We start from the raw sequence: 16,782 nt of genomic DNA, 5'->3' as shown, positions 1-16,782 counted from the left end.
AAACATCGCAAGCTACGAGGGGCTTACGCCAGTATTAAACGTTACATGGACTACCTGTTTACCTTTGAGAAATACCCTGAATTACGGGTAGAGAAGACGACAAATCGGTTGGAGGGATTATTCAAAGAATTAAAGCAAAAATTATCGGTACATAATGGGTTGAACCGACGAAATAAGATTATGTTTATTCAGGACTTTTTGAATAAAAAGAGTTGATTTTAGTATATAAAATACCCAAAACCAACCTTTTTGTCCAATAGGGCATGGTGTCTAAAAAATTACCAACCTTTTTGTCTACTATGCCAAAATTTATCTGCTGCTGAAGCTTATTAGATCATATCCTTATTTCAATGATGAAGTTAACGCCTAGCGACATTTGCTACCACTTTATGTAGTAGTAGTGACAATTGTCGCATCTCTTCCGGCGTAATTCCTCTAAAGACTTGATGAATATTTTCCCATTGTTGCGGCATGCGTTCTCGAATAAAACCAATTCCTTTTTCAGTCAATCGCAATAAGAAACTGCGTCGATCCGCTTCATCTATAACCCGCTCAATCCAGCCTCTGCCTACCAGCTCATCAGAAATCCGCGTTGCATTGGTACGGGAAGAACCGAGAATATCACTCAGTTTCGACGGCTGAATACGATGCTCCGGCTGAGTATAGAGCACCACCAATGCCATAAACAGCGTATCATTTAATTCCCATTTTTTTAATAATGTGTTGCGATGTTCCAAATAGGCACTGCTCGAATGCAATAATAAACGGATAAGCAGAATTTTTTCCAATGGTAAATCCGGTTCTGACTGCGCACACTGCTTGATTGAAGTCTCAATTTGAGAAAAATTTCGCATAAATAATTATCTCCTTAAATAATCTAACGTTCTTATTATAACCAAAGTGATTATAACGTTACTATAAAGTCTACCAAATCGCAATGGTTGTTGTTTGCTGTAAAGGAGATGTTAATTTTATGTGAAGTAGATCAACATTTGATAAAAATTACATTTACTAAAATTTAGAGTTTGCCTAATCTTATCGCCATCAACCTAACTTATTGACTGTTACCCTAACCGAGGATCCCACCATGAAATTGACGCACACATTATTTAAAATTCTTTCTTCTGCCAGCGCAGTAGGCATTCTGCTGTCTGCCAATGCGTTTGCAGCAGATCCTGTCGTAATCAAGTTCTCGCACGTTGTTGCTGATGAAACACCGAAAGGACAAGGCGCACTGTTATTTAAAAAACTGGTAGAAGAAAAATACCCAGATCAAGTCAAAGTAGAAGTCTATCCAAACTCCTCGCTCTATGGCGATGGCAAAGAGATGGAAGCGCTGCTGTTAAATAACGTGCAAATGTTGGCACCGTCGTTGGCTAAATTTGATAAATATGCCCCGCAAATTCAGTTATTCGATCTGCCATTCCTGTTTGACGATATCCAAGCGGTTGAACGTTTTGAAAAAAGTGACGCTGGAAAAAGCTTGCTAAATACCATGACTGACAAAGGCATCACCGGTTTAGGCTATTGGAACAACGATTTAAAACAACTGTCTGCCAACAAAGCACTGAAATTACCTAAAGATGCACGTGGCTTAAAATTCCGCGTACAAAACTCCGAGGTATTGGATGCGCAATTCAAACAACTGAATGCCGTGCCACGCAAAATGTCGTTCAGCGAAATGTATCAAGGCTTACAAACCGGTGTTGTCAACGGTGCGGAAAATCCATATTCCAACATCTATTCACAAAAAATTCATGAGGTACAAAAATATATCACTGAATCGAATCATGGCTTGCTGTCTTACATGGTGATTGTCAACACCAAATTCTGGGACGGTTTGCCGCCTGATTTGCGTGCCGGTTTAAGTGAAATCATGGATCAAGTCAGTGATGAAGTGAACAAAAAATCCCACGAATTCAATCTCGCGGATAAACAAAAAATCATTGATGCGAAAACCTCTGAAATTATCTACCTGACGCCGGAAGAGAGATCACAATGGCGTGAAGCTATGCGCCCGGTCTGGAAAAAATTTGAAGATTCGATCGGTGCAGATTTGATCAAAGCTGCTGAAGCATCCAACCAACAATAACCCATAATTAACCCAAAGTGCGGTCTGAGTACCGCACTTTTCAAGCTCACGTTTTAAGGAGCTGCTATGCAAGCCTTCAATTTTCTGTGGGGAAAACTGGAAGAGTTCATGATCACCCTGTCACTGGCATTGATGACCTTGATCACTTTCGTTTACGTCCTATTTAATAACCTTTACAGCCCATTTTACGATCTCGCTGATGCCTATCCGTCGCTGGAGTCAGTATTTCTGCCGATTGCGAATTTCTCAATCACGATCGCCCAAGAAATGACCTGGAGCGTTGCACTGACGAAACTGTTTTTTGCCATGCTAATCTTTTTTGGCGCCTCTTATGGTGTGCGTACCGCCGGGCATATCGGTATTGATGCGTTAGTCAAAAAATTCAACACCCCGACACAACGCAAAATCAGTATCATTGCCTGTTTGGCATGTCTGATTTACGCAGCGCTGATCGCCTATGCCAGTAGTGAATGGGTCATAGCGATGTTCCAAGCAAAAATCGGGGCCGAAGATTTGCAGCACTTCGGTATTCAGCTATGGCATATCGGGCTGATCATTCCAATTGGCTATCTGATGATTTTTATGCGCTTTATCGAAATTTTTGTACGCCTGTTAAAAGGGCAACAAAACGGCTTGGGCTTGGCTGACGAAGCCAAAGACGCCATTAAATTACAAGAAACCGAGATATAATAAGGAGCCGTTATGACAGTTGTATTCCTGTTTATTTGCCTGTTTACATTGATGTTGATAGGCGTGCCTATTGCCGTGGCACTAGGTCTGTCCGGCTCGTTAATTATTATTTTATTCAGCCAAGACTCAATCAGCTCGGTTGCAATCAAATTATTCGAAACCTCTGAACACTACACCTTGCTTGCCATTCCATTTTTCCTATTAGCAGGCGCTTTCATGACCACCGGCGGCGTTGCTCGTCGCCTCATCGACTTTGCTAATGCTACTGTCGGACATATTCGTGGCGGCTTGGCGATTGCGTCGGTACTAGCATGTATGTTGTTTGCCGCACTCTCTGGGTCTAGCCCAGCAACCGTGGCTGCTGTCGGCTCGATTGCAATTGCCGGCATGGTGCGTTCCGGTTATCCGATTGAATTCGGCACTGGGATTATCTGTAATGCCGGAACCTTAGGGATTCTGATCCCACCGTCAATCGTGATGGTAGTCTATGCTGCTGCCACCGAAAGCTCGGTCGGACGGCTGTTTATGGCAGGTGTTGTGCCGGGGCTGCTGCTTGGTGGCATTTTGATGATCGCCATTTACATCGTTGCCCGCATCAAGAATCTGCCCGCATTGCCAAGGGCGTCGGTCAAAGAGTGGTTTAGTGCCGCCAGAAAAGCCCTGTGGGGATTGATTCTGATGGTGATTATTTTGGGCGGTATTTACAGCGGCGCATTCACGCCGACCGAAGCTGCCGCCGTTGCCGCTGTTTATTCGTTCGTTGTCGCGGTGTTTGTCTATAAAGACATCAAGCTGAAAGAGTGCCCGAAAGTGTTATTGGAAGCGGGTAAACTAAGCATCATGTTGATGTTTATCATCGCCAACGCCATGTTGTTCGCCCATGTGTTGACCACCGAACAAATTCCGCAACACCTGACCTCGTTAGTGGTGGCGATGGAGCTGCAACCGTGGCAATTCCTGATTGTGGTGAATATTATTCTGCTGATTGCCGGTGCCTTTATGGAACCGTCAGCCATCATCTTAATCTTAGTGCCAATTCTGTTCCCAATTGCGATGCAATTAGGCATTGATCCGATTCATTTGGGGATTATCATGGTAGTCAATATGGAAATCGGTATGATCACGCCACCGGTGGGGCTCAATCTGTTCGTCTCTTCCGCCATCACCAATTTGTCACTGCCGCAAGTCATCAAAGCGGCTAGCCCGTGGTTATTGCTGATGCTAGGCTTCCTGATTGCCGTTACTTACATTCCGACCATCTCATTGGCATTGCCAAACTGGATCGGTGCAATGTAACCAAAACATGTAGCCACAAATAACAACCGCACTTTATGCTTTGAAAGTGAATTCCGGCATAAAGTGCGGTTTTTTATTCGCTGCGTTCGCGTAATTTTTCACGCAACAGATCTTTTAATTGATTTTCTAATCGTTTATCAACCTTCACCTGATATTGCGGTGAGCGACAAGGACCAAATAGCCTGACCGGCAGTTGATATTGCGAATAGCCAACGATATTTGGCGACAATCTTAATTCAAAACGACAGTTAAAATCGGTTAAATTCATCTCACCGCTACCACTTAAATGGAGATCTTTGCCTTGTGCCGACAGCTTATTCAGGCTCAAGATTTGTTGATTCCAGCTTAACGCCGCACTAACCTGATCAAACGGGGTCACGATACGATCGGCATATTTTTTTGCCCCTTGTCGAATCGGAAAATATTGACTGATCAAACCCAGCAGATTCAAACCGTTTAATTCAGCTTGGCTGATATTTAACGTTAAATCACCATTGGTTAAAACGCCATCACTAAACCACACATTACCACTGAAATCACTGATTCCACTCAACACCACCGGCAGTTGCAAAAACGCCAGCAGTGGTGAGAGCGACAGCTGTTTGCCTTGTAGCGCTAAAAAATTGCCCTGCGCTCGCTGCTGACCATTAACCTCTAAAATACCGCTATCTTGCTGCAATTGCAGGGTAAAGTGCGGTTTGGGGTCATTGTTATCTGAAATATTATCTGGTGTGTAATGCAATACCGCACTTTCAAGCGGTAACTGATTCAACAAGCCCTGTTGCAGCACCATTTGCCAAAGGTTTTGCTGCTGCGATAACGACAGTTTTTCTGCGCTCAGCGCGATGTTGCGATTATTCAAAAAATAGCCATGCACCATCTCACCATTCAATTGCAGTTGGTGCAGCGCCACGCCATTGGCAAAGCGTTGTGCAAGTGCGGTTAAATGTAAACGGTTGTTTTCTACACTCGCTGCAGTCAGGCTCAGCTCGGCGAGATTATAGTGTTGATCAATATTATCCAGGCTGAGAGAAACAATGTTCAGATTTAACGGTGCAATTGTTCCACCGTACAGCTCGATCTGTTTAATCTGTGGTGATAGGCTGAATAACGAAAACCAACTAAAACGTGCAATGGCCTGCTGTGCGGAAAAATTCCAGCCGGGTGCTTGATAATCAAGTTGCGACAATGCAAGGGTTGGAGACGGGAAATAGGCGAAACGGGCATCAGCGATCTGTAGTCCGGGCAGCACTTGGGGTAACCAGGTTTTAAATCGATCTTGCAATTGATGAAGCTGATATAAAAAAAACACAGCAAGTGCCACAACTCCCACAACGATGGGATATAACACTCGCTTGTTCCACATCAACAACTAATCCTCGTTAATACGGCTTGCCACCGCACCTTGCTGATTTTTGTATTTCGCATTGCTACGGCGGTTGTATGGCCTAGCCGCATCGCCGCTCAACACCTCAAAACTGAGTGCACCAATAGTCATTTTCGGGCGTAATGCCAATGGCAGTTTACCGGAATTAAAAAACTCTAATACGATTTTACCTTCCCAACCCGGATCAATTCGGTGTGCGGTCACGTGCACCATCAATCCCAACCGTGCCAACGACGAACGCCCGTCCAACCAGCCGATCACATTTGCAGGCAACTTGACCGATTCGTAGGTAGTCGCCAATGCCAGAACGCCCGGATGTAGAAAAAATGCTTCATCATCTTTCAGCAAAATTTCATCGCTCATCACACAATCCAACTGAGCACTCACTTCTTCTTTCGGACCGCTCAAATCAATGTAAGGCGCGCTGTATTCACGGAAAACCCGAAACGAATTGCCCAAACGCACATCCACTGTTGCACCATTGATTTTGTCATTTTCTGGGCGCGGCTCAAGGGCAATAATACCTTGATCTAAATAACGTTCGATATCGTGATCACATAATCTCATCAGCTACTCTCTCTATTTCTGCTTCAGCATTTGTAAAATTTGCGCTTTTAAAATATTGATTGCAATTCGGTTTTTTCCTCCACGCGGTACAATAATATCAGCGAACTGTTTTGATGGCTGGATAAACTGCAAAAACATCGGACGCACGGTTTTACGATATTGCGAAACCACTGACTCCAAACTACGACCACGCTCCTGCATATCACGTTGCAAACGGCGGATAAAACAGATATCCAAAGGTGCGTCAACAAAAATCGAAGCGTTTAATTCATTGCGTAACCGCTCATCAGTCAACAGCAAAATCCCTTCCAAAATAATTACCCTACGCGGTTTAAATTCACGACTGTTAGCGGTACGAGTATGCTCTACATAGCTGTATTCCGGCACTTGAATCGTCTCACCACGCTTCAGTTGCTGCAAATGCGACACCAACAAATCATGATCCATCGAACTTGGGTGATCGTAGTTGGTTTCGATGCGCTGCTCAAACGACAGATGGCTTTGATCTTTGTAGTAAGAATCTTCCGAAATAATTCCGATATCAGTGCCGCCTACCTCTTCACACAGCTCTTTATGAATGGTCGAAGCGATTAAACTCTTGCCGGAGGCCGAAGCACCGGCAATAGCGATGATAAGCGGAGTTTGCTGCGTCGTGGCGTTTGACGTGCTATTCATAATGCAATCCTTTAAAAAATTTCATAAATTATAACAAAACTTTAGAACAAAGACACTCAGCGAATCAGGCATAAACCGAATAGACTTTGAATTTATTGTTCTTAGCTAGCACGCGGTGCTCACCAAAGGCTCGGTCGAGCAGCTCCGGATACGGCAAAAACGCATTCGCCACAATCCGCAACTCACCACCTTGCGTTAAGAACCACTTCGCCTGTGCGATCAATGTCTGTGCTGCACGATATGCGGTGTCAACTCCGTCATGGAACGGTGGATTAGAAATAATCAAATCAAATTTGCCTTGCAGATCAGAAAACACATCACTGGCAACCACTTCGCCCACCAAACCATTTTGTTGCAAAGTGCGGTTAGCAGAAGCTAACGCCATTGCATGAATATCGCTCATCACCAACTCAATTTCCGGATTTTGCTGTTTCAGATATGCGCCGATCACCCCTACACCACATCCCAAATCCAGCACCCGCCCAGACACTGGTTGATCTAAGGTAGAAAGTAAAAGTGCGGTTCCCATATCCAGTTCCGCAGCGCTAAACACACCCGGTAGACTGTAAACCGTTAACCCTGCCAAATCCGCACGCTGATAGCTTTTCCAGTAGCGTTGCAGATTAAATTCCGGCACATTTTGTAATTGAAAATGGTATAAGCCACAACGCCGCGCCGAATCAATTTTGTGAATATTGCCCAGCGGCTGTAACATTTTTTCCACCGAACGCACACCGCTACGGTTTTCACCGATCACCAACACCTCTTGCCCGACCTGTGCCAAAGACAGCAGTTGCGTCAGCTGAAAAGCGCTTTCTTGTTTGTTTTTTCCCCAATAATAGACAATCACTTCAGCACGATGGGCAGGCTCAATACTAAACTCCGCCGCAACCGCACTTTGCACACGCCGCACATAGTCATAATAGCTGCTGACCACTTGCACCGAGCGGCTTTGAGTTAATTGAGCCGGAAAATCATCATTAAGACTGCCGGCAAATAAAACCGATTTCTCGGCAAAAAATGGCAAATGGCGTTGTAAAACTTGGCTTTCGACTGAAATCACACTATAAATCCCGCAGGTTATTGGTTAAAATTGTCGGCTATTATAATACGTTTTTAGCTGCTTTTTTATCTATCTTTGCCATTATCGGCATAAATGATTGAGGATCGCCATGTCTTTTTCTGAACAGCCTTTTTTGCCGCAACGCCGCGCACTGTTATTACAGCAAATGGGCATCGAACAATGGACGCTGCGCCGTCCACAGACCTTGCAAGGCGCCTCGTCGATTACTGTCGGCGAATCGGTGAGCTTATTGATTATCAGCGATCAAACAACAACCGCGAGTGAATTTTTGCAAGACATTTACCGTGCCTTAGGCATCCAAGCGCAACAATGTGTGCTGCTAAACCACGAACAACTTGCCCGCTTAAAACTCTCACACCCTATTGCACTGTGGTTTGTCGGCGAGCCGCTGAATGTAAACCAAAGCCTGAGCAATACTGCCCAAGCTGCCTTGCAAGCGATGCCGCAGATCACCTCAGACGGCTGGCAAATTTTACAACAAAGCCCACAGGCAAAACGCCAACTGTGGCAGCAACTACAACAATTTCAACTACAAGGCGATGTACGATGATTGAAATTCTGTCGCTACAGCCCACTGATTTCGAACGTGTCTATCAAATCGAACAACTGGCGCATCTAACACCGTGGTCAAAAGGCACATTGCTGAATAATCAAGGCGAACGCTATCTAAATTTAAAACTACTGAAAAATAAGCAACTGATCGGCTTCGCCATCTGCCAAACCGTATTGGATGAAGCCACGCTGTTCAATATTGCCATTGATCCGGCATATCAACAACAGCGCTTAGGTGAGCAATTGCTACAACAACTGATTGCCGAACTGCGCCAACGTGCGGTGCTGACCCTTTGGCTGGAAGTACGCCAATCCAATGTGGCGGCACAAAAATTGTATGATCGACTGGGTTTTAATCTGGTGACACAACGGAAAAATTATTATCCGACTGCCGACGGCAAGCGTGAAGATGCGCTGGTGATGGCACTTTACCTTTAACATAAAAAAACCGTTGTTTTCCAAGACAAACAACGGTTTTAAAAAGATTTATATCGAAAAAGCCAAAGTGCGGTTAGGCTTTCTTCAAAAACTCTGATTTCAGCGCCAAGCTAACACTGTCAATCTTGCAATCAACATTGTGATCAGAATCGACCAGACGAATATTTTTCGCCTTGCTGCCTTTCTTTAACACCAGCGATGAGCCTTTGACTTTCAAATCCTTGATTAAAATCACAGAATCACCGTCTTGCAGCTGATTACCGTTGCTGTCTTTAACAATAAATTCATCACTGCTTTGAGCAGCCTCTTCGCCACTCCACTCATTGCCACAGTCTGGGCAAACAAAGTGAATGGTATCATGATAAACATACTCCCCGTTACACTGCGGGCAATTTGGCATTTGGTCCATAATTTTTCCTCTTATAAAATTCGGGCGCAGTATAGCATAAAAAAACGCTTTGTGCGGCAAACACAAAGCGTTGTGGTTTTGTTGTCAAGCTTATGCCACGACCCCAAACTTTTCTTTCACAAAAGCTTCAAAATCGGTGCAGCCGCCGATTGGTTTTTCATCGACGAAAATTTGCGGCACGGTTTGCACCTCTTTGCCGACTGATTTAGATAAATCCGCTTTGCTGATGCCTTCCGCAATGATATCCACATAACGATATTCAAAATCGTCACGGCTGTTTTGCAATTTTTCCGCCAACTCTTTTGCACGCACACAATACGGACAACCTGGACGACCAAAAATAACAGTAAACATAATTTTACTCCTGATAATAGTAAATGAAATGAGATCAGCTTTATTCTATCCGATCGAGCGCCGAATCAGAAAAGATTTTTCTGCATCGCTTTGATTAGTGTAATATATCAACACTTATTGACAACCGGGGATTTCACGATGGCCGCCATCAATTCAACCATTCAAACCGCACTTTCGCATCGTTCGATTCGCAAATTCAGTCCAGAGCCGATTGCGGCAGAAACGCTGCAAACTTTGTTCGAATGCGCCCGTGCCGCCTCCAGCTCAAACCATTTGCAATGTGTGTCGATTATTCGGGTAACCGATACCGCACGGCGGGAAAAACTGAAACACTACGCTTCTGATCAACAGTATGTTGTTGATGCTGCAGAATTTCTGGTGTTCTGCATCGATTTTCAGCGCCATCACCAAATTTTGCCACAAGCACAAACCGATTATACCGAAGTGTTGATGATCGGCTGTGTCGATAGCGGCATTATGGCACAAAATTTACTGCTCAGTGCGGAATCTCTGGGGATCGGTGGGGTGTATATCGGCGCACTGCGTAATAACATCGCCGAAGTCGGTGAATTATTGGGTTTACCGCAACATGTGATTCCGCTGATGGGGCTGTGCTTAGGCTATCCGGCACAAGATCCGCCGCAAAAACCGCGTCTGCCGCTTGAGGTTTTAGTCAGTGAAAATCAATATCGCAGTTTGGATCCACAAATTTTACAGCAGTATGATCAAAACGTGGCGGACTACTACTGGCAGCGCAACCAAATTGAGATGAATTGGTCAGGTAATGTGATTAAAAGCCTGAATAAGCCGGTGCGCCCGCACGTGTTGGCTTATTTGCAACAACAAGGTTATGCCAAAAAATAAGAGATAAGGCGATTTTATGAAATTGTTAATGCTTTGCCGTGAACCGCGTTTATACAGTTGTCAGAGACTGCTGGAAGCCGCCACAACGTGTGGCCACACTTTGGATATTATCGATCCGAACCGCTGTCTATTAAAGTTGGATCAAAGCCAACCCGGACAGTTCAAAATTTATTATCAAGTGCGGTTTGATCAAGCCCCTTATTTATTGCCGCACTATGATGCGGTGATCCCACGTTTTGGCTCCACGAGTACCGCCATGGGTTGTGCGCTGTTGCGCCATTTCGAAGCCTTGAAAGTGCCTTGCCTAAACGGTTCACAAGCGTTTTTGAATGCGCGTGATAAATGGCACAGCTTAATGCTGTTGCAGCAACAAAATATTGCGGTTCCTGCCAGTGCGCTGTGCGGCAACGAATTTGATGCCAAGTATGCGGTCGATCAGATTCGCTCCCCGACCATTTTGAAAACCCTGTCTGGTTCGCAAGGAATCGGCGTGATGTTAGCGGAAAAAAGACAAAGTGCGGTCAGCATTTTAGAGACCTTAAAACAAGCCAATATTGCCTCGTTATTGCAAGATTTTATCGGTGAAGCCAATGGCTCAGATATCCGTTGTTTTGTGGTCGGTGACAAAATTGTCGCCAGCATGCAGCGCAGCGGACAAAACGGTGAATTTCGTGCCAATGCCCACCGTGGTGGGCAAGCACAGTTAATTCCACTGAGTGCCGAAGAAAAAGCCATTGCCCTGAAAGCCGCGCAGATTTTAGGTTTAGAAGTTGCCGGCGTGGATATTATCCGCTCCAATCACGGGCCGCTGATCTTAGAAGTCAACGCCAGTCCAGGCTTGGAATTAATCGAAAAAACCAGCAAAATCGATATTGCGTTACAGATGATTATCTATTTAGAAAAATTGATACGTTCTGACCTTACTTAACATGATTTTATTGGGAATAGAGTTGCCTGATACACATAAATTGTTTAAGGTTATCGCACCTGACCAAACTTTTATAGGAAACAACACATGATTATTTATCTGCACGGTTTCGACTCCACCAGCCCCGGTAACTATGAAAAAATTATGCAGCTCAAGTTTATCGACTCGGATGTCCGTTTCGTCAACTACAGCACGCTGCACCCACGCCACGATATGCAGCACTTGTTGAATGAAGTGCATAAACTAGTGAGCGAAAGCAAAGATCCCATGCCGCTGATCTGTGGTGTCGGACTGGGTGGCTACTGGGCAGAACGGATCGGTTTTCTGTGCGGCATCAAGCAAGCGATTTTCAATCCAAATCTATTTCCATATGAGAATATGAGCGGCAAAATCGACCGTCCGGAAGAGTACCAAGACATCGCCACCAAATGCGTCAGCAACTTCCGTGAAAAAAATAAAGGCAAGTGCTTAGTCTTTCTTTCAACTGAAGACGGTATTCTAGACTCACAACGCAGCGCCGATACCCTGTCGCGGTTCTATCAAATCGTCTGGGACGACAAAGAGAGCCATAAATTCAAAAAAATCTCGCAACATTTACAACGGATTGCCGAATTTAAGCAACAAAATTAACTATAAGATTAGCCAAAAGGCGGATAATTTTCGCCTTCGCCTTATAAACTATAAAACTCCAACGGCAAGCCGTCTGGATCTTGAAAGAAGGTGAATTGTTTGCCGGTCCGCGGATCGATGCGAATCGGTTCGCATTTTATTTGATGTTGTGCTAAATATTCGACCGCACTTTGGATATTGTCGACCTTAAACGCCAAATGTCTTAAGCCGCAAGCTTCTGGCCGGCTGACGCGCGCTGGCGGTTCGGGGAAAGAGAATAATTCAATCTGGCTGCCGTCGGCAAACGTCAAATCTAATTTGTAGCTTTGCCGTTCGGCACGGTAACTTTCTGCCAGAATGCGCGCACCCAAGATCTCACAATAAAACTGTTTGGAGCGCAAATAATCGGCAACAATGATCGCAACATGGTCAAAACCGAGAATCGGAGTTGCTACAACCGCACTTGTCATTTTTTAGCCATTGCACGCTTTAATGAATAACGCGACGTGACTGGGTGTAATTTCTCGCCCAGTAATTTTCGGATAAAGAACTGGTGGTTACCCCTTGGCTAGTGCTGGCGTGGATAAACTGATTATTGCCAATATAAATTCCGACATGATTATTCTTGCGAAAAAAAACCAAGTCGCCGAATTCCAATTCGCTTTTATTAATTTTACTACCGACGTGTCGCTGTTCAGCGGTGCTGCGTGGCATCGACATACCGAAAGCACGATCAAATGCATTCAACACAAAGGCAGAACAATCAATGCCTTGTTTGGTGGTACCGCCCATGCGATAGCGTACACCTTGCCAATTGTTATAAAAATCATGCAGCTTAGCAAACTGATCCAACGTGACCCCATTACCGATATTTTCCGGCAAGTTGGTGCGAATTCGCCCTTCTTGCGCTTGAGAACTCATGTGTGATCCGCTATTGCTACATGCCGTTACCGTGGCTATTGCCAAAATTAAAAGTATTTTGCGTAACATCATAATATGCTTTAAAAGTTAAAATTAGGAAAACCAAAACGTTTTGATTTTACGGGAGGGTGCCGCCTTTATCCAGCGAAACATTGTTTTTTCTTCTGTTTTACACTATTTTTTTGACGCACTTCAAAAAATGATTCAAAAAATCAGGCAATCACTAAGCTGCTATTCAATATCACGCTGCCAAACTACGTAACCAACGAATTTCATCTGCCCAATTTTCCGGTTCAATCGTTTCCAAAATCAGCGGCATATCATCAAATTCAGGGTGCTGCATAATATATTCAAAAACTGCAGTGCCGATTGTGCCGCCGCGCAGACAATCATGGCGGTCAACTCGGCTGCCAAGTGCGGTTTTCGAGCCGTTAAGGTGCATGCCCTTCAAATAATGAAAACCCACAATGTCAGCAAACTCAGAGAATACCTGTTCACAGCCTGCTGGCGTAGAAATATCGTATCCGGCAGAAAAAGTATGACAAGTATCCAGGCAAACCCCGACTCGGCTTTTATCTGCCACTTGTTCGATAATCGCCGCCAAATGTTCAAAACGATAACCGATATTCGAACCTTGCCCGGCGGTATTTTCAATCACCGCCACCACATTCGGCACCTGTTGTTGGGCAATATTGATAGATTCAGCGATGATCGCAATGCAATCCGGCTCTGAAATTTTGCGCAAATGGCTACCCGGATGAAAATTCAGCAATGATAGTCCCAGCTGCTGACAACGCTGCATTTCATCGATAAAGGCGGTACGGGATTTTTGCAGCGCTTCCGGCTCCGGATGCCCCAAATTAATCAAATAGCTGTCGTGCGGCAAAATATGTTTTGGATTGATCGCCGCCCGTTGCAGCGCCGTTTTAAACTGTTTGATGCTGCTTTCACTCAACGGCTTCGCCAGCCATTGCCGTTGATTTTTGGTAAATAATGCAAACGCATTCGCCCCAATTGCCAGCGCATTGGCAACTGCATTTTCTACCCCGCCACTGGCACTGACATGTGCGCCGATATATTTCATAATCCGTTTCCTTATTTCCGACTGCTTTTGTGGTAGCATTGTACTGAAATTTAACCTTGTATAAACCTATTGGTACAATTTATGGCAACAAATACTCCACTTAACGATTTTTCGATGCTTTGCCGCCTGTTTGGCAATCTGTTTTACCGCCCACCACAAGACGAAGTGCTGGCGCCAATTTTCAACTGGCTGCAACAAGGCAGCCTGACCGCACTTTGGGCGTTAGACACCGATAGCCAAAGCGAAAAAGCCTTGCAACAACTGCAAAGTGCGGTTGCGCCGCAGCAACTTGCGACTGAATACCACCAACTGTTCGGTGAAAATGGTGCCGTTTGCTGCAAGATTTCTGCATATAGCGATCAACTTAATCAATTTATTGAATTCCGCCAATTGCGCGCTATGCCTGAGCTAGACAACGCTGATCATGTGGCGCATTTGCTGCTGAGCGCCTCTTGGTTGGAAGATCATGCAGCTTCCCTTAGCGCACAGCAAACATTGTTTGAACAGTTTTTACTACCGGTGGTCGGCAAATTTTTGGGCAAAGTTGAAGCGCACGATCAAGGTTTCTACCGTGCAGCAGCGCAACTATGTCGTGATGCGCTGGCGGCAATGGCGGATGAATTAGAAGAGGAACAACCCGCTTAAATCGCTTACTACTAAAACGCTAATCTTGCATACTCTGCTCTAATTTCAATTGTTTATGCACGGTTTGATATAGTCCTGGCAACAGTTGCGTCATCATATTGAGTTGTTGACGCAACACCCGATCTTGCTGCAATTGGCTAGGGCTGCTGAAGTGTTCATCAGTTTCAACGGCCAAGCGTTTGGAAATGCTCATGATTTTCTGGTCAAACTGCGCCTGCGGCAGGTGATCTAGCTGTTGTAAAATTGTAATAAATTCCCTTGCTGCCGGATAAAGTGCGGTCAAAAAATATTTATCATCGCCATGTTTCCCCATCGAATGACGAAACGCCCCCAGCGCCGAGATATAACCCAGCAGGCAGTAATTCTGTTTGAGCAACTGAAAAGCATTGGCTAAATAACGTTGATATTTCTGCGGCTCGCTGTTCATATTGCCGATCAGCGTGTTCAGCTCTGCCGCACTTTCATGTGCCGCCAAGCGTACAATCCGATAATTGACATGATTTTTTTCACCAAATTGCAACTGTGCCATAATATACAGCAGATAGCGGGCGTTATTTTGAATGCTGCGGTGAATAATCTTGCCGATTTTCATGTATTTCCAATCCGGCCATAGATAGGACACTGCCCACCACGCCAACACCGCCCCGACGAAGGTATCCATCACTCGTGGCCACATCGCACCATAAATATCGAAGCCACTGATATCAAAACAGATCAGCACTTGAATGGTGATAAAACAGGTCGAGAAACTGTAATTTTTATTTTTAAAATAGAAAAACAGCGTACTGGTAATCACCAACAATCCCAATTTGGCCTCTAATGTCGCCATAAAATAGGGTAATAACGAGCCGAGAAACACGCCGACCAAGGTGCCCAAAATCCGTTCGCGCAGGCGTTTTTTGGTTGCTGAATAGTTTGGCTGACACACAAAAATCGCCGTCAATAACACCCAATAACCACGTTCTAAAGCTAAAGCATTGGCAATTGTACAGCATGCCAACACCACTAACGACAATCGTACCGCATGACGAAACAGTGGCGATTGCAAGGTTAAATGACTGTGGATAGCAGCAGCGATTTCACGCAAACCGCGAATGCGATTGGTGGTGATAATACGGCTGAACGAATCTTGAATTTCGTTACTTTCTTTGCCCAAGAACAGCAGCTGCCATAAAATACTTTTTAAATTGCCGATCACGGTTCTTAAATTTTCAAGCTGCGAGCTGTTGGGCGAATGTTCGATAAAATAACTGAAAGAGGCGTCAATCCCTTCTGCTGCACGTTGTAAACGTTGTTTCGGCTGGTAAGCTTTACGCTGCAAAATGGCCTGTGCAATATCACGGCAATCGTCGGCTTGCAGTTCTAACAAACGTTGAATACGAAAAATTAAATCGCTGTTTTGCAGCTTCTTCACCAGTTTGCGATAGTCAAAATGTGAAGAGCTGGCACGCTCGTGAATGTCTTGTGCGGCGTAATAATAGCGAATCAACCGACTGGTTTTCGAATGGCGATGCTGTCCGCCCAGGCGATAAAACAGTGATTGACGGCACAGATTGAAAGCATCGATCACTCGACTGTTCAAGCCGGAAAGTTCCAGTTGCAGCGGCTCCGCACTTTCCGCTTCGTCGGGGTCAAAAAACTTAGACTTGCCGTCCAGATAATCCGCCAGTGCCAAATAGGCATTCGCCAAATATTCATCAACTTTATAGCGCGGAAAAAACAGATACGTCAGCACCGAAGAGACGCTGTACAACAACGTACCGCACACAATCATCACCGGATTGATGTACCACTGGGTTTGCGGCAGATAGGTTAATGAGGTATATAGCGCCACAATCAACGTGCCGAAAGCAATGGTACTGTAACGCTGTCCGAGTGCGCCCATCATCGTGAACACAAAAGTGAACAGTGTCATCATCAGGGCAAAATACAGTGGATTATTTAACGAAATCTGCGCACCAAACGCCGAAATAGTAAACGCTACAATTGTGATCAGAATATTTTTGATTTTGCCGCTTAAGCCGTGATCCAAATCGACCAACCCTGCTGCAATGATGCCCAACACGAACGGCATTGCTACCGCCGAAATATTGAGACTATAAACCAACATCGCCGCCAAATTAACCGCAATAAATACCGGAATAACCGCAATAAGATGACTGTTCAGCCAATGAATTTTGTTCACGT

20 protein-coding genes and 1 pseudogene are annotated in these 16,782 nt (G+C 44.9%); 10 read left to right on the top strand and 11 right to left on the bottom strand.

Translation table 11 applies throughout. The features are described from left to right. Nucleotides 1-216 (top strand): annotated as a pseudogene (locus tag FHQ23_RS12500) (IS256 family transposase, variant Zn-binding type); the annotation flags it as partial. A gap of 143 nt (nt 217-359) precedes the next feature. On the opposite strand, the gene mprA reads toward FHQ23_RS12500, so the two are convergent. Then, entirely contained in the window at nt 360-854 is a 495-nt protein-coding gene (mprA, locus tag FHQ23_RS04185) for a transcriptional repressor MprA (RefSeq protein WP_139613186.1), read from the bottom strand. Nucleotides 855-1,087: 233 nt separating this feature from the next. Here mprA and FHQ23_RS04180 point away from each other — a divergent pair, with 233 nt between their 5' ends. The 3 genes from FHQ23_RS04180 (at nt 1,088) to dctM (ending at nt 4,078) form a co-directional block, all read left to right on the top strand. Continuing rightward, nucleotides 1,088-2,092, top strand: coding sequence for a TRAP transporter substrate-binding protein (locus FHQ23_RS04180; protein WP_139613185.1), 1,005 nt, complete (start codon nt 1,088-1,090; stop codon nt 2,090-2,092). A gap of 66 nt (nt 2,093-2,158) precedes the next feature. After that, nucleotides 2,159-2,782 carry a TRAP transporter small permease gene (locus FHQ23_RS04175; protein ID WP_139613184.1) on the top strand — a complete coding sequence of 208 codons (624 nt, stop codon included), beginning with the start codon at nt 2,159-2,161 and terminating at the stop codon, nt 2,780-2,782. A gap of 12 nt (nt 2,783-2,794) precedes the next feature. Next, entirely contained in the window at nt 2,795-4,078 is a 1,284-nt protein-coding gene (gene dctM, locus FHQ23_RS04170) for a C4-dicarboxylate TRAP transporter large permease protein DctM (protein WP_139613183.1), read from the top strand. Nucleotides 4,079-4,151: 73 nt separating this feature from the next. Here dctM and FHQ23_RS04165 read toward each other — a convergent pair whose 3' ends face one another. The 4 genes from FHQ23_RS04165 to rsmC all read right to left on the bottom strand — a co-directional run bounded on the left by FHQ23_RS04165 (nt 4,152) and on the right by rsmC (nt 7,770). Beyond that, complete coding sequence (locus FHQ23_RS04165; protein ID WP_139614897.1) at nt 4,152-5,390, bottom strand: hypothetical protein; 1,239 nt, start codon at nt 5,388-5,390, stop codon at nt 4,152-4,154. Nucleotides 5,391-5,450: 60 nt separating this feature from the next. Continuing rightward, nucleotides 5,451-6,032 carry a dCTP deaminase gene (gene dcd / locus FHQ23_RS04160; RefSeq protein ID WP_139613181.1) on the bottom strand — a complete coding sequence of 194 codons (582 nt, stop codon included), beginning with the start codon at nt 6,030-6,032 and terminating at the stop codon, nt 5,451-5,453. Nucleotides 6,033-6,044: 12 nt separating this feature from the next. Next, complete coding sequence (gene udk / locus FHQ23_RS04155) at nt 6,045-6,707, bottom strand: uridine kinase (protein WP_132964295.1); 663 nt, start codon at nt 6,705-6,707, stop codon at nt 6,045-6,047. Nucleotides 6,708-6,771: 64 nt separating this feature from the next. Then, the gene (gene rsmC / locus FHQ23_RS04150) at nt 6,772-7,770 is read right to left on the bottom strand and encodes a 16S rRNA (guanine(1207)-N(2))-methyltransferase RsmC (protein ID WP_139613180.1); all 999 of its coding nucleotides are present in this window, start codon (nt 7,768-7,770) and stop codon (nt 6,772-6,774) included. Nucleotides 7,771-7,879: 109 nt separating this feature from the next. Here rsmC and FHQ23_RS04145 point away from each other — a divergent pair, with 109 nt between their 5' ends. Next, nucleotides 7,880-8,341: a DNA polymerase III subunit psi gene (locus FHQ23_RS04145; protein ID WP_139613179.1), complete on the top strand. Its 462-nt coding sequence runs from the start codon at nt 7,880-7,882 to the stop codon at nt 8,339-8,341. Then, nucleotides 8,338-8,781, top strand: a complete 444-nt coding sequence (gene rimI, locus FHQ23_RS04140) for a ribosomal protein S18-alanine N-acetyltransferase (RefSeq protein WP_139613178.1) — start codon at nt 8,338-8,340, stop codon at nt 8,779-8,781. The genes FHQ23_RS04145 and rimI overlap by 4 nt, the downstream gene beginning before the upstream one ends. Nucleotides 8,782-8,854: 73 nt before the next feature. On the opposite strand, the gene FHQ23_RS04135 is transcribed toward rimI, so the two are convergent. Continuing rightward, nucleotides 8,855-9,190 carry a zinc ribbon domain-containing protein YjdM gene (locus FHQ23_RS04135; protein WP_139613177.1) on the bottom strand — a complete coding sequence of 112 codons (336 nt, stop codon included), beginning with the start codon at nt 9,188-9,190 and terminating at the stop codon, nt 8,855-8,857. A gap of 90 nt (nt 9,191-9,280) precedes the next feature. Further along, nucleotides 9,281-9,544: a GrxA family glutaredoxin gene (locus FHQ23_RS04130; RefSeq protein ID WP_132964304.1), complete on the bottom strand. Its 264-nt coding sequence runs from the start codon at nt 9,542-9,544 to the stop codon at nt 9,281-9,283. A gap of 138 nt (nt 9,545-9,682) precedes the next feature. Between FHQ23_RS04130 and nfsA the strand changes: the two genes are divergently transcribed. From nfsA to ycfP, 3 genes are all read left to right on the top strand, one after another. Then, nucleotides 9,683-10,408 (top strand): oxygen-insensitive NADPH nitroreductase, encoded by a 726-nt coding sequence (gene nfsA, locus FHQ23_RS04125; protein ID WP_139613176.1) that lies wholly within the window; start codon nt 9,683-9,685, stop codon nt 10,406-10,408. A gap of 16 nt (nt 10,409-10,424) precedes the next feature. Further along, complete coding sequence (locus FHQ23_RS04120; protein ID WP_139613175.1) at nt 10,425-11,336, top strand: RimK family alpha-L-glutamate ligase; 912 nt, start codon at nt 10,425-10,427, stop codon at nt 11,334-11,336. An 87-nt stretch (nt 11,337-11,423) separates the two neighbouring features. Further along, nucleotides 11,424-11,966, top strand: a complete 543-nt coding sequence (gene ycfP / locus FHQ23_RS04115) for an alpha/beta hydrolase YcfP (RefSeq protein ID WP_139613174.1) — start codon at nt 11,424-11,426, stop codon at nt 11,964-11,966. Between the two features lie 41 nt (nt 11,967-12,007). Here the strand turns inward: ycfP and gloA2 are convergent, their stop codons facing one another. The 3 genes from gloA2 to nfo all read right to left on the bottom strand — a co-directional run bounded on the left by gloA2 (nt 12,008) and on the right by nfo (nt 13,950). Next, nucleotides 12,008-12,415 (bottom strand): SMU1112c/YaeR family gloxylase I-like metalloprotein, encoded by a 408-nt coding sequence (gene gloA2 / locus FHQ23_RS04110; RefSeq protein ID WP_139613173.1) that lies wholly within the window; start codon nt 12,413-12,415, stop codon nt 12,008-12,010. 19 nt (nt 12,416-12,434) lie between these two features. Then, nucleotides 12,435-12,935, bottom strand: coding sequence for an NlpC/P60 family protein (locus FHQ23_RS04105; RefSeq protein ID WP_139613172.1), 501 nt, complete (start codon nt 12,933-12,935; stop codon nt 12,435-12,437). A 172-nt stretch (nt 12,936-13,107) separates the two neighbouring features. Next, nucleotides 13,108-13,950 carry a deoxyribonuclease IV gene (gene nfo, locus FHQ23_RS04100; RefSeq protein ID WP_139613171.1) on the bottom strand — a complete coding sequence of 281 codons (843 nt, stop codon included), beginning with the start codon at nt 13,948-13,950 and terminating at the stop codon, nt 13,108-13,110. 81 nt (nt 13,951-14,031) lie between these two features. Here nfo and FHQ23_RS04095 point away from each other — a divergent pair, with 81 nt between their 5' ends. Beyond that, nucleotides 14,032-14,595: a TorD/DmsD family molecular chaperone gene (locus tag FHQ23_RS04095; RefSeq protein ID WP_139613170.1), complete on the top strand. Its 564-nt coding sequence runs from the start codon at nt 14,032-14,034 to the stop codon at nt 14,593-14,595. Between the two features lie 19 nt (nt 14,596-14,614). On the opposite strand, the gene yccS is transcribed toward FHQ23_RS04095, so the two are convergent. Further along, the gene (gene yccS, locus FHQ23_RS04090) at nt 14,615-16,780 is read right to left on the bottom strand and encodes a YccS family putative transporter (protein ID WP_139613169.1); all 2,166 of its coding nucleotides are present in this window, start codon (nt 16,778-16,780) and stop codon (nt 14,615-14,617) included. Between the last annotated feature and the right edge of the window lie 2 nt (nt 16,781-16,782).

Origin of the sequence: Testudinibacter crocodili, assembly GCF_006228025.1 — a bacterium.
In the GTDB taxonomy this organism is placed as follows: domain Bacteria; phylum Pseudomonadota; class Gammaproteobacteria; order Enterobacterales; family Pasteurellaceae; genus Chelonobacter.
Note: the sequence above shows the minus strand (reverse complement) of the source record. Positions and strands in the feature narration are given on the sequence as shown.